We start from the raw sequence: 13,086 nt of genomic DNA, 5'->3' as shown, positions 1-13,086 counted from the left end.
ATCCGGCAGTAGGGTCGCGTTCATGACCGGTCGCGGGCTGCGGATAGCGAGTGGAATAGTGGCCGCCGGGGTGATCCTCGGCGTCGCCGAACTGGTGTCCGTGCTGATCAGCCCGGACAGTACGCCCCTGCAGGCGGTGGGCGACTGGGTCGTGGACAACACTCCGGATGGGTTGCGGGAGTGGGCGATCGACCTGTTCGGCACCAATGACAAACTGGTGCTGTTCATTTCGATGGGCGTGGTGGCCCTGGGCGTCGCGGCGCTCGCGGGGCTGCTGGAACGGGTGCGGCAGCCGATCGGGTCGGCCCTGTTCGTCGTCTTCGGAATCCTGTCGGTGCTCGCCGCCCTGACCCGACCGCCCGCCGCGTGGACGTGGGCCGTACCGTCGGTGCTCGGCGTCTGGGCGGGAATCGCGGTGCTGCGCATGGCCGCCCGGCGCATCGCCGCCTACGAGGACATTGCCGCCGAATCCCGGGACGGCGCCGCGGGTGCGGCCGAAGTCGCCGCGGATGACGCGAAAGTCGCAGGAGGCGACGCGAGAATCGCTGGTGGCGGTGCGAAAGTTGCTGGGGCGCAGTCGACTATGTCGTCGGATGTGGAGCTGGAGCGTCGGCAGGTGGTGCGCGCCATCGCCATTGCCGCGGCCGCGGGCATGGGCGCCGGACTCACCGGCCGGCTGTTCGGATTGCGGTCCCGGGATGTTTCGGGGGAGCGGGCCGCTGTGCAGCTGCCGTCGCCGTCCGGGCCGATGACGGGCGTGGACCCCGCGGCGGATCTGCGGCTTCCGGGGCTGGCCTCCTATGTCACGCCGAATTCGGACTTCTACCGGATCGATACCGCGCTGACGGTCCCGCAGGTCAGCAAGGAGAACTGGTCATTGCGGATCCACGGCATGGTGGATCGCGAAATCACGCTCACCTACGCCGATCTCGCCGCCCGCACTCCCATCGAACGGCTGGTCACCCTGGCCTGCGTCTCCAATCCGATCGGCGGGGATCTGGTCGGCAATGCGAAATGGCTGGGCTACCGGCTCGATGAACTGCTCGCCGAGGCCGGACCGCATCCCGACGCCGATATGGTGCTGTCCCGCAGCATCGACGGCTGGACGGCGGGCAGCCCGCTCGCGGTCATGACCGACGGCCGCGACGCCATGCTCGCCGTCGGCATGAACGGCGAACCGCTCCCGGTCGCGCACGGCTATCCGGCCCGGCTGGTGGTGCCCGGCCTGTACGGCTACGTCTCCGCCACCAAATGGGTGACCGAACTGGAGATCACCAGATTCGATCGCGCCGAAGCGTATTGGACCAAACGCGGCTGGTCGGAACGCGGCCCGATCAAGACTGCCGCCCGCATCGACACGCCCGGCGCCCGCAGCCGCCTCGAGCCCGGCCGCATCACCATTGCCGGGGTCGCGTGGGCCCAGCACCGCGGCATCAGCGCGGTGGAGGTGCGCATCGACGACGGCGAATGGCAACCGGCCCGCCTCGCCGCCGAACCGAGCATCGACTCCTGGCGGCAGTGGGTCTACGACTGGGAGGCCACCCCCGGCCAGCACACCATCTGGGCCCGCGCCACCGACGGCACCGGGGCGGTGCAGACCGACCAACGCCGCGACGTGGTGCCCGACGGAGCCACCGGCTACCCCTCGATCACCGTGCGAATCGGCTGAATCGTGCCCGGCACCCGGTATGTTTATGTCAAGGTGACACCTGATTTCGTGAGGCCCGGATAACTCGCCGGGTACATCCAGAATGGTTTTGGCAATCAACCGCCGGCACGCGTGCCCAACGATCTACGGCACCCATGCCGTGCGCCAAAGTCGCGGAGAGGCGGAACAGCGCGCGTGTCTGGAGTACTCGAATGGGCGCGGGCAGAAAACTTGCAGCCCGAACCGATCACGCTCGATGTCTGGAAGAAGTTGCCGCGCGACTTCTGCCGGTTGGTCGAGGTGGTGAACGGCGATGTGGTGCGGGCCGAAGCGCCCGCACAGCCACATCGCAACGCGGCCACGCGCATTGCGTCCATGCTGGAGGCCGCCGCCGAAAAGCATATGAGCCGCTACAACGACGGCTGGCTGTATGTCGGCCTCGATCAGGACGTGCTGCTGTGGGAGCTACCGCGGATCACGGTGCGGCGCCCGGATATCGCGCTGTTCTCCTGCTCGCCCAATGATTCCGGGCTGCTGTCCGCCGCCCGGGTCAAGATCGCGATCGAAGTGGTGTCGCCGGTGACCGAACGCGTCGACACCGCGGACAAACAGGCCGAGTACGCGCTGGCCGGAATCCCCTGGTACTGGCTGGTGTACATGGATCGGGACCGGGTCAGCGCCATTCAGACGCATGTGCTGGTGCTGGGTCACTATCGCCCGCACCGGCGGCTCGTGCACATAGCGGGGGAGACCGTCGTGGACATGCCGATCGAGATCCGCATCGACTGGACCCGGTTGTTCGGTCTCGTCTACTGACGGTCCCACCCCGCCGCGCGATTCAGCCCGCGATATCCGCCTTGGCGGGTGCGGGCGGCTGTTTGCCGCCGCCCTCGGGATGGCCGATGAACAGCGCGGCCGCCACCACGCCGATCAGCAGGATCGCCGCGGGCAGATACATGGACTGGCTCAGCGCGGTGCTGACCTTGTCGAGAATCTGCTCGGGCATCCGCTCCGCACCCGCGCCGCCCTCTCCGATGGGACCGCTCGCCAGCCCCTGCGCCGCGAACCTGGACGACATGAGCGCGGCCACCGCGGCCGAGCCGAGCACCGAGCCGACCTGGCGGGTGGTGTTGTAGATGCCCGCGCCCGCACCGGCCTGCTGCACCGGCAGATTGTGCGTCGCGGTGGTGGCCAGCGGCGCCCAGATGCAGGCGTTGGCGATACCGGCGACCCCGCCGATGGCGAGGAAGGCGGCGAGCGGCGAATCCGGTGTCATGAGCGCCGCGAATCCGAAGACGGTCGCCGCGAAGGCCGCGAATCCGATGGCCGGAATCACGCGCGGCGGCATGCGATCCGACAGTTTGCCGATGAGCGGTGCGAAGACGCCGGTCAGAATGGCCATGGGCGCGAAGACCAGCGCCGATTTGGTCGGGGTCAGGTCCCGGACCGCCTGCAGGTAGAAGTAGGCGGGCACGAAGATGGCCGTCACCGCCGCGCCCATGGCCGCAATGGCCAGATTGGACAGCGCGAAGTTGCGATCCTTGAACAAGCCCAGCGGCACCAGCGGTTCACCGGTATTGCGGGACTGGTTGACCACGAACAGCCCCAGCACCACCAGGCCGCCGATGATCAGCGCCCAGATGACGCCGTCCCAATCCCGGTTATTGCCTTCCTGAATGCCGAAGACCAAGAGGAACAGGCCGATTCCGCTGAGCGCCACGCCGACCAGATCGAACTTGTGCTCATTCGTCGGCAGCGCCGGCACCAGCCAGAGCGCCAGCCCGAAGGCGATGATGCCGACCGGCACGTTCACATAGAAGATCCACTCCCAGCCGTGGCTGTCCACCAGGAAGCCGCCCAGGATCGGGCCGACCAGGGTGGCCAGCCCGGCCACGCCGCCCCACAGGCCCATGGCCGCGCCGCGCTTGTCCGGCGGGAAGGTGCGGGTGATGACGGCCATGGTCTGCGGCGTCATGAGCGCCGCGCCCAGGCCCTGCACGGCGCGCGCCGCGATGAGCATAGTGATGGAGTCCGATTCCGCGCACCACAGTGAGGCGAGGGTGAACACGGCCAGGCCGACGAGGTAGATGTTCTTGGGCCCGAAGCGATCTCCGAGCCGCCCGGTCACCAGCAGCGGCACCGCGTAGGTGAGCAGATAGGCGCTGGTCACCCAGATGACGCTGTTGATGTCGGCGTGCAGATCCCGCATGATCGCCGGATTGGCCACCGCGACGATGGTCATGTCCAGCAGGATCATGAAGAACCCGACGACCAGCGCGTACAGCGCCAGCCATGGATTGCGTTGAGTGGACATGGGATTGGTTCCTATCTCGGTCGGGTGAGGGGGGCCGGGTCATTGGGATCCCAGGGCATCTCGCCGCTCTCCAGCTCGGCGATGAACCCGCGCAACCACTCGGCCTCGGTGCTGATTCGGGATTGCATGAATTCGAGGACTATCCAGAATCGGCGCGGCACATCGCGTTTGGCGGCGTGGTCGCGCATGGCCTCGATTTCGGTACGCCGGCCTTCGAGCCAGGTGATCCGCTCGCTCAGCAGCGTGATCACCTCGTCGGCCGGCAGGTTGTGCGCCTCGGCGAGTCCGACGGGGAAGAGGGGATATTCCTTCACGGGCTGTCTGAGGATGTTCGTGATGCGCTCGCGCAGCGCCGTGCGCCCCGCCTCGGTAATGCGATAGGTGGTGCGCTCGGGCCGATTCCCGGCCCGGTCCGTGCCCTCCGCCACCACCAGCCCGCCCTCGGCCAGCCGGGCCACGCCGTGATAGAGCGATCCGGGCTTGACCTTCACCAGTTCATCCTCGTGCCGCGTCATCAGCAGCTGATACATCTCGTACGGATGCATCGGCCGCTCCTCGAGCAGCGCGAGCACCGCGATCGACAACGGCGTCAGCCCCGCCCCCGCCGGCTTCTCGCCCACCGCTGACCTCCCAGTTCCTCCGTGCCAAATATTCCACGTGGAATATATGACTCTGGAATAGGCCCTGGCAACCCTCGCTCACTGGACTGTGAGTCGCCTCACTCGCCCGTGAAACCCCTTGTCGCAGCACATTTCTCACCCCGATGACCCGAAAACCGACCGGTAGCATCACCTTTCGCAAGGGAAGTAGCAGAAGGAGGTACCCGATATGTCGGACCAGGAACAGCAGGCTCAGGAAGTCACCGCCGCCGAAGGCGTGGCCGCCATGATGGCCGCCTGGAACATCCAGAGCCCGGCCGCTGCCGCCGAGGACAAGGGCGACGCGCAGGACGCCCAGGCCTGACATCCGTTCCGCCGCAACGAGAACAGCCCGCCGAGTCGATGACTCGGCGGGCTGTGTCGTTCGCGCTGTTTCGCGAAAACCTAGACCGTGGGGGCGAAGGCTTCCTCGACGATCTCCTGCTGCTCGACGGCGTGCACCTTGGACGAACCCGAGGACGGGGCCGACATGGCGCGGCGGGAGATGCGGCGCAGCTTGCCGAAGCGGGCCGGGAGGATCTCCGGGAGGTTGAGGCCGAAGAAGGGCCAGGCGCCCTGGTTGGCCGGTTCTTCCTGGATCCAGACGAGGTCGGTGGCATTGGTGTAGCCCTCGAGCGCCTCGTTCAGGCGGAACTTCGGAATCGGGTACAGCTGCTCGACGCGGACGATGGCCACGTCGTCGCGGTTGTTCTTGTTCTTCTCGGCGACCAGCTCGTAGTAGAGCTTGCCGGAGGTGAGCAGCACGCGCTTGACCTTCGCGCGATCGCCGTCGCCCGACTCGTAGGTCGGCTCCTCCAGGACGGTGCGGAACTTGTTGTCCGTGAAGTCCTCGACATCGGAGACCGCGGCCTTGTTGCGCAGCATGGACTTCGGGGTGAAGACCACCAGCGGGCGGCGGATGCCGTCCAGGGCGTGGCGGCGCAGCAGGTGGAAGTAGTTCGACGGCGTGGACGGCACCGCCACGGTCATCGAACCCTCGGCGCACAGCTGCAGGAAGCGCTCGATACGGCCGGAGGTGTGGTCCGGGCCCTGGCCCTCGTGACCGTGCGGCAGCAGCAGCACGACCTCGGAGAGCTGGCCCCACTTGGCCTCACCGGAGGAGATGAACTCGTCGATGATGGTCTGCGCGCCATTGACGAAGTCGCCGAACTGCGCCTCCCAGAGCACGAGCGCATCCGGATTGCCCAGCGAGTAGCCGTATTCGAAGCCGACGGCCGCGTACTCCGACAGCGCCGAGTCGTGCACCGCGAACCAGCCCGGGTTGGCGGAGCCGATGTTGTGCAGCGGGGTGTACTCGGCGCCGGTCTTGCGGTCGATGATGACCGCGTGCCGCTGGGTGAAGGTGCCGCGGCGGGAGTCCTGACCGGTGAGGCGCACCGCGCGGCCCTCGTCGATCAGGGTGCCGAAGGCCAGCAACTCGGCCATGGCCCAGTCGATCTTGCCCTCGTAGGCCATCTCGCGGCGCCGCTCCATGACCGGCTTGACGCGCGGATGCACCGTGAAGCCCTCGGGGGAGTTCACGAACGCGTCGCCGATGCGCTGCAGCACGGTCTTGTCCACGGCGGTGACCAGGGTGGACGGCATCTGCTGCTCGTCCTCCACCGACTCCGACGGCTCCGGCGGGTACTTCTCCAGCTCGCGCACCTCGTTGAAGATCCGCTCCAGCTGCCCCTGGTAGTCGCGCAGGGCGTCTTCGGCTTCCTTCATGGAGATGTCGCCACGGCCGATCAGGCTCTCGGTGTAGGACTTGCGCACCGAGCGCTTGGTGTCGATGACGTCGTACATGTGCGGCTGCGTCATCGACGGGTCGTCGCCCTCGTTGTGCCCGCGGCGGCGGTAGCAGATGAGGTCGATGACGACGTCCTTCTGGAACTTCTGCCGGAAGTCGACGGCCAGCTTGGCCACCCACACGCAGGCTTCCGGATCGTCGCCGTTCACGTGGAAGATCGGCGCGCCGATGAACTTGGCGATATCGGTGGAGTATTCGGTGGAGCGCGAGTACTCCGGCGCGGTGGTGAAGCCGATCTGGTTGTTCACCACGATGTGCACGGTGCCGCCGGTGCGGTAGCCGCGCAGGCCGGACAGGTTCAGGGTCTCGGCGACCACACCCTGGCCGGCGAAGGCCGCGTCACCGTGCAGCATGAGCGGCACGACCGAGAAGGTGCGCGCCTCTTCGCCCTTGGTGACCAGGTCTTCCTTGGTGAGCAGATCCTGCTTGGCGCGGACCAGACCCTCCAGCACCGGGTCGACGGCCTCGAGGTGCGAGGGGTTGGCGGTCAGCGACACCTGAATGTCGTTGTCGCCGAACATCTGGATGTAGGTGCCCTGCGCGCCCAGGTGGTACTTCACGTCACCGGAGCCGTGCGTGGCGGCCGGGTTCATATTGCCCTCGAACTCGGTGAAGATCTTCGAGTAGGGCTTGCCCACGATATTGGCGAGCACGTTCAGGCGGCCGCGGTGCGGCATACCGATGACGACCTCGTCGAGGGCGTGCTCGGCGCACTGATCGATGACGCCGTCCATCATCGGGATGACGGCTTCCGCGCCTTCCAGCGAGAAGCGCTTCTGGCCGACGTACTTGGTCGCCAGGAAGGTCTCGAACGCCTCGGCCGCATTGAGCCGGGACATGATGTACTTCTGCTCGGCGACGGTCGGCTTCTCGTGCTTCTGCTCGACCCGGTCCTGAATCCACTGCAGCTGCTCGGGATCGAGGATGTGGGTGTACTCCACGCCCACGTGGCGACAGTAGGCATCGCGCAGGATGGACAGCACATCGCGCAGCTTCATGCGCTCCTGGCCGTGGAAGCCCGCGACATTGAACTCGCGGTCCAGGTCCCACAGCGTCAGGCCGTGCTGGGTGACATCGAGGTCCGGATGCGAGCGGAACTTGTCCTTCACCAGCCGCAGCGGGTCGGTGTCGGCCATGAGGTGACCGCGGTTGCGGTAGGCGGCGATGAGCTCCTGCACGCGGACGCTCTTGTCGATGCCGCGTTCCTTGATGTCCTTGCGCCAGCGCACCGGCTCGTAGGGCACACCCATGCCGTGGAAGATCTCGTCGTAGAGCTCGTCGGAGATCAGCAGCTTGTGGATGGTGCGCAGGAAGTCGCCGGACTCCGCGCCCTGGATGATGCGGTGATCGTAGGTCGAGGTCAGCGTCATGAGCTTGCCGATGCCGATCTCGGCGAGCTGCTCATCGCTCATGCCCTGGAACTCGGCCGGGTACTCCATGGCGCCCGCGCCGATGATGGCGCCCTGACCCTGCATGAGGCGCGGCACCGAGTGGTTGGTGCCGATGGTGCCCGGGTTGGTCAGCGAGATGGTGACGCCGGCGAAGTCGTCGGCGGTCAGCTTGCCGTCGCGCGCGCGGCGCACGATGTCCTCGTACGCATTGTGGAACTGCGCGAAGTTCATGGTCTCGCAGTTCTTGATGGCCGCGACCACCAGCGAACGGTTGCCGTCCTTGCCGGGCAGGTCGATGGCCAGGCCCAGGTTGGTGTGCGCGGGGGTGACCGCGTTCGGCTTGCCGTCGATCTCGGCGAAGTGCCGGTTCATGTTCGGGAACGACTTGATCGCCTGCACGATGGCGTAACCCAGCAGGTGGGTGAAGGAGATCTTGCCGCCGCGGGTGCGCGCGAGGTGGTTGTTGATGACCAGACGGTTGTCGATCATCAGCTTGGCCGGGATGGCGCGGACCGAGGTGGCGGTCGGGATGGCCAGCGACGCCGACATGTTCTTCACGACGGCGGCGGCCGGGCCGCGTAGCACCTTGGTCTCGTCCTCGGCGGTGGGCTTGGGGCCACCGGAGGTCGGCGCGGCATTGGAGGTCGGGGCCGGAGTCGTCTGCGGAGCGCGCACCTGCGCGGGCGCCGGAGCGGGGGCCGGGGCGGCGGGCGCGGCGGCTGCGGGAGCGGGCTGCGGAGCGACGGCGGGCGCGGGAGCCGCGACGGCGGGGGCCGGCGCGGGCGCGGCCTGGGTGGTGGGGACCGGCTGGCTGTTGCCGGTGTCGCCGGTGTTCTCCGGCGTGTAGTCAGCGAGGAACTCGTGCCAGCTCTCATCGACCGACGACGGGTCTTGCTTGTACTTCTGGTACATCTCGTCGACGAGCCACTGGTTCTGTCCGAACTGGGATGTTGAGCTGCTCACAGCAGGTGTTCGCCTCATTTCGTTCTTCGCGCTGCGACGTTTGTGACGTGCCCGGCACGGGTAATCGGCGGATGCGCGCCGATGCGCCCCCTCTGAGGATATGCCCACCCCTGTTCACTCATGGGCACGGCTACCACCGGGCGGACACATCTTCTCGTGACGACTCGTCCTCGCTCGAGAATATTCCCTCTGTAGCCCGCGCCGCAGCCCACAGTCGGTTGTACGTTCCCCGTACCGCCAGCAGTTCGTCATGAGTCCCCATTTCGGTGATTCGCCCGTGCTCGACGACGGCGATCCGATCGGCCTGCGCGGCGGTCGCCAAACGGTGCGCGACAATCACCGCGGTCCGGCCCCGGGTCACCGATTCGCTCGCTACCAGCACCGATGCCTCGGCCGCCGGATCCAGGACGGCGGTGGCCTCGTCCAAGAGCAATAGTCGCGGGTCGACCAGTTCGGCGCGGGCCAGCGCGATCAGCTGCCGTTGCCCGGCCGAGAGCCCGCGCCCGCGTTCGCCGACCGGTTGCCGCATTCCGTGCGGCAATGCCTCGATGGTTTCCAGTGCGCCGACCGCCGCGGCGGCCGCCGCGATCTCCGCCGGCTTCGCAAAAGGTTTGCCAAATGCAATGTTGCTGGCGATGTCGCCGGTGAATAAGTGAGCTTCCTGTGGCACAACTCCCAGCTGAGTCCGGAAGTCGGTGAGTTTGTAGTCGCGGATATCGACGCCGTCGACGCGAATCGAGCCGGTGTGCAGGGGTTCTCGGACACCCTGCTCCGAGGCGCCGATGCCGTCCGCTGCCGAGCCCTGCGCGGCAGTGTGAACCGCATCACCCGAGCCGTGCAACGTGTTCTCGTCCCGGGGCATGTCGTAGAGCCGGGCGAGGAGTTTGACGATGGTCGATTTGCCCGCACCGGTGGCGCCCACGAGCGCCAGGCTGGTGCCCGCCGGGATGCGCAGGCTGATCCCGTCGAGGGCGGGCAGGGCCGCGCCAGGGTAGTTGAAGCGCACATTGTCGAAGACCACCTCGCCGCGCAGCGTGCTGTCGATGCGCACCGCGTCCGCGGGGTCGGCGGCGATGGACGAGGGCGTGCGCAGCAGTTCCCCGATGCGCCGCAGCCCGACCCGCGCCTGCTGATAGCCGTCGAACAGCTGCGACAGCTGATGGATGGGCCCGAACAGCAATTGCAGATACAGCACGAACGCCACCAGCGTGCCCGCGGTGGTGGCGCCGTCGGCGACCTGGCGCGCGCCCACGAAAACCACGGCGGCCAGGGCCAGATCGGCCCACGCGCCGACGAAGGCGAAGAACACCGAGATGGCGCGCTGCGCCCGCATGCGGCTGTCCCGGTAGCGCTGCGAATACTCCGCGAAGCGCCGCGCGGCCACCGCCTCGTGCCGATTGGCCTGCACCACCCGCAATCCGGCCACATTCTCGGCGAAGTCGCCGTTCACGGTGGCGGCGTGCTCGCGGGAGGCGCTGTAGGCGGCATTGGAGACCCGCCGGAACAGCCACACGGCCACCAGCAGCGGCGGCAGCGTGGCGAAGATGATCAGGGCCAGATGCGCGTCGATCAGCACCAGCGCGCCCGCGATGCCCACCACCATCAGCAGCGCGATGAGCGCGTCCGGCAGACCCGTCTGCAGGAAGGTCGACAGCGCGTCGATATCCGTGGTCATCCGGGTCATGATCTTCCCGGACAGTTCCCGCTCGTAATAGTCCAGCCCGAGCCGCTGCAGATGCGCGTAACTGCGCACCCGCAGCCCGTACAGCGCGCGCTCACCGGCCTTGGCGCCCCACACCAGCGCGGTCGACGCCACCAGCCACCCGAAGCCGGCCAGTAGCGCGCCCACCAAGGCCGCCCGCGCCAGCGCCCCGCCATCGCCGCCGGTCACGCCGTTGTCCACGGCATAGCGCACGATCGTCGGAAAACCCACGCCGACAACGGCATCCACCGCCAGCAGCGCCACCATGCCGATCACCAGCCAGCGCACCGGCCGCAATGCCCGCGACAGCCGGAACCCGGGATCGGGCTCACGCAACTCCCGATCATCCAGCCCGGGTTGCTCCACCGCGGCCCGCAGCCGACTCAGCGCCCGCCGGACTTCCGCCGGCGTATCCGGATCCACCGCCTCCTCGGCCCGGACCGCTCGCGAATCCTGACCGGTCGTGTCGTCGGTTCGGGTCGGTTGTGAATCCCGCTCGGTCGTGTCGTCGGTTCGGGTCGCTCGCGAATCCCGCTCGGCCGTATCGTCGGCCCGGGCCTGCGAATCCTGGCTGGACAGCGGCGCCGAGCCGAGCGGCTGGCGAGCAGTTCCGCTCGTGATCCCGGCATGCTTTTGGCCGGGATCCGCACCGGCCGGTTGGATTCCGGCCAAGAGCGCGCCGGAATGACGAGGAGGATTTTCGGCCTGGCGCTTGTCGCCCGTTTGGCCGAGGGGCGTGAGTGCCGCACCGGCCCCGGTTGTGCTCGTCGCGGGGGCTGGGTCGGTGGAGGCGAATCCCGTTGCGGGCGAGTGCGAGTCCGTGGTGTCGCGGCGTGCGGAATCCGGGCCGGGCAACCTGACGACGCGGTCGGCGCGGGCCAGGGTGGATTCGCGGTGGGCGAGGATGAGGGTGGTGCGGCCCGAATCGGTTGGCAGGGCGTCGAAGATGGCGGCCTCGGTGAGAGCGTCCACGGCGGAGGTGGCGTCGTCGAGGATGAGGATGCGCGGGTCGGTGAGCAGGGCGCGGGCCAGGGCGATGCGCTGGCGCTGGCCGCCGGACAGCGTCAGGCCGCGTTCGCCGACCACGGTGTCGTAGCCCTCGGGCAGCGCCTCGATGAAATCGTGTGCGGCGGCCCGGATGGCGGCGGTGCGGATTTCGTCGTCGGTGGCCTCGGGCCGGCCGAGGGCGATATTCGCGGAGATGGTGTCGGAGAGCAGGAAGGCCTCGTCGAACACCACGCTGATGGCCGAACGCAGATCGGCGGCGCGCAGGTCCGCGATGTCCGCGCGGGAATCGGCGCCGTACAGCGTGATCCGGCCGGACTCGGGTGCGTAGAAGCGGGGGAGCAGCAGCGACAGCGTGGATTTGCCGGAGCCCGCGGGCCCGATGACGGCGACCGTCTCGCCCGGCGCGACGGTGAGGTCGAAATCGCGCAGGACGTGGCGGCCGGAATCGAATCCGAAGCTGAGCGCATCGATGTCGATGCCCAGCGGCCCGCGGGGCAGCGGCACCGGGTGTTCGGGGTCGATGCGGGCGGGCGCGCTGTCGATGACCTGATTCACGCGCTCGGCGGCGGCGCGGGTCAACTGCGCCATCACGATCACCATGGACACGGTGCGGGTCGCATTGGTCATGGTGCTGACATAGGCGACGAAGGCCAGGAAGGTGCCGAGCCCGATCACGCCCTGCAGGGCCAGCGCGCCGCCCATGGCGATGACACCGACCAGCCCCAGCTGCGGAATGGTCGCCAGCGTGGGCGCGAATCGCGCGTCGATCCGCGCCGCCCGCATGCGTTCCGCGTACAGCCGCCGCCCGTGCCGTTCCAGCAGATCCACCATGCGGGCTTCCTGCCCGAAGCCCTTCACCACCCGCACGCCGGTGACGGTCTCCTCCACGTGCTGGGCCAGATCCGCCGCCCGCTGCTGCGCCGACCAGGTCGCCGCGTACAGCGCGGGCCGCACCCGATAGACGACCACGCCGAGCAGCGGCACCACCAGCAGCGCCGTCAGTGCCAAGGGGGGAGACAGCCACAGCATCACACCGGCCGCCAGTACGAATTGCAGTGCCGCCAGCGAGGACCACGGCCCCATGGCCAGCAGCCCCTGCACCAGTGTCAGATCGCTGATGGATCGCGAGACCACCTGCCCGGTCCGCAAGGCGTCCTGTCCGGGCCCGTCCAGGCGCTGCAGCGCGCCGAGCAGATCCACCCGCAGCTCGTGCTGCACGTCGAGGGCGAGGCGCCCGGCGAACATGCGCCGGCTGAAGCTGGCGAGGAAGCGCCCGGCGGCCAGCAGCGCGAGCAGCCCCGCCATGGCCGCGATGATCTCGGTGTTCCCGGCCGTGGCCCCGTCCAGGGCCCGCTTGGCCAGCAGCGGCCCGGTGACCTCCACGACCGCGCCGATCACGACCGCTGCGGCGATTCCCGCGAGCAGCCACGGGTGCTGCTTGCTGCGTCCCCACAGTCGCCGCAGCCAGCCGGCCGTCGCTTCGTCCGACTCCCGCCCCATCGCTTCATCCACCTTCGCACTCATCAACAGCGGTAAGACCGCCGTACCCCCTGTTTGTTCCCGCTCCCGACTACCACTCGATCACCCAGTGTGCCCCTCGGCACCGACAGGT

At 68.2% G+C, this 13,086-nt stretch carries 7 protein-coding genes; 3 read left to right on the top strand and 4 right to left on the bottom strand.

Going from position 1 to position 13,086, the window contains the following annotated elements; all coding sequences use genetic code 11:
- Window positions 1-22: 22 nt before the first annotated feature.
- Together ACYQ5L_RS31900 and ACYQ5L_RS31895 are read left to right on the top strand one after the other, a co-directional pair.
- A complete protein-coding gene (locus ACYQ5L_RS31900; protein ID WP_459961904.1) occupies window positions 23-1,669 on the top strand; it encodes a molybdopterin-dependent oxidoreductase in 1,647 nt (548 codons plus the stop codon).
- Between the two features lie 174 nt (window positions 1,670-1,843).
- Window positions 1,844-2,464 carry a Uma2 family endonuclease gene (locus ACYQ5L_RS31895; RefSeq protein ID WP_379197846.1) on the top strand — a complete coding sequence of 207 codons (621 nt, stop codon included), beginning with the start codon at window positions 1,844-1,846 and terminating at the stop codon, window positions 2,462-2,464.
- Window positions 2,465-2,486: 22 nt separating this feature from the next.
- On the opposite strand, the gene ACYQ5L_RS31890 is transcribed toward ACYQ5L_RS31895, so the two are convergent.
- Both ACYQ5L_RS31890 and ACYQ5L_RS31885 read right to left on the bottom strand, forming a co-directional pair.
- Window positions 2,487-3,962 (bottom strand): DHA2 family efflux MFS transporter permease subunit, encoded by a 1,476-nt coding sequence (locus tag ACYQ5L_RS31890; RefSeq protein WP_459961903.1) that lies wholly within the window; start codon window positions 3,960-3,962, stop codon window positions 2,487-2,489.
- Window positions 3,963-3,973: 11 nt separating this feature from the next.
- Window positions 3,974-4,582 (bottom strand): PadR family transcriptional regulator, encoded by a 609-nt coding sequence (locus ACYQ5L_RS31885; RefSeq protein ID WP_459961902.1) that lies wholly within the window; start codon window positions 4,580-4,582, stop codon window positions 3,974-3,976.
- A 208-nt stretch (window positions 4,583-4,790) separates the two neighbouring features.
- Between ACYQ5L_RS31885 and ACYQ5L_RS31880 the strand changes: the two genes are divergently transcribed.
- A complete protein-coding gene (locus ACYQ5L_RS31880; protein WP_459961901.1) occupies window positions 4,791-4,925 on the top strand; it encodes a hypothetical protein in 135 nt (44 codons plus the stop codon).
- A gap of 80 nt (window positions 4,926-5,005) precedes the next feature.
- Here the strand turns inward: ACYQ5L_RS31880 and ACYQ5L_RS31875 are convergent, their stop codons facing one another.
- On the bottom strand, window positions 5,006-8,782 hold the full coding sequence (locus ACYQ5L_RS31875) for a multifunctional oxoglutarate decarboxylase/oxoglutarate dehydrogenase thiamine pyrophosphate-binding subunit/dihydrolipoyllysine-residue succinyltransferase subunit (RefSeq protein ID WP_459961900.1): 3,777 nt from the start codon (window positions 8,780-8,782) through the stop codon (window positions 5,006-5,008).
- A gap of 112 nt (window positions 8,783-8,894) precedes the next feature.
- Complete coding sequence (locus tag ACYQ5L_RS31870; RefSeq protein ID WP_459961899.1) at window positions 8,895-12,974, bottom strand: ABC transporter ATP-binding protein; 4,080 nt, start codon at window positions 12,972-12,974, stop codon at window positions 8,895-8,897.
- Window positions 12,975-13,086 lie beyond the last annotated feature (112 nt).

The sequence above is a fragment of the Nocardia sp. IFM 10818 genome (genome assembly GCF_054655275.1).
Note: the sequence above shows the minus strand (reverse complement) of the source record. Positions and strands in the feature narration are given on the sequence as shown.

Excerpts from the sequence above, each read along its gene's own strand:
- ACYQ5L_RS31870 (WP_459961899.1), bottom strand. The coding sequence starts at position 12,974 with ATGGGGCGGGAGTCGGACGAAGCGACGGCCGGCTGGCTGCGGCGACTG.
- ACYQ5L_RS31890 (WP_459961903.1), bottom strand. The coding sequence starts at position 3,962 with ATGTCCACTCAACGCAATCCATGGCTGGCGCTGTACGCGCTGGTCGTC.
- ACYQ5L_RS31875 (WP_459961900.1), bottom strand. The coding sequence starts at position 8,782 with ATGAGGCGAACACCTGCTGTGAGCAGCTCAACATCCCAGTTCGGACAG.
- ACYQ5L_RS31880 (WP_459961901.1), top strand. The coding sequence starts at position 4,791 with ATGTCGGACCAGGAACAGCAGGCTCAGGAAGTCACCGCCGCCGAAGGC.
- ACYQ5L_RS31900 (WP_459961904.1), top strand. The coding sequence starts at position 23 with ATGACCGGTCGCGGGCTGCGGATAGCGAGTGGAATAGTGGCCGCCGGG.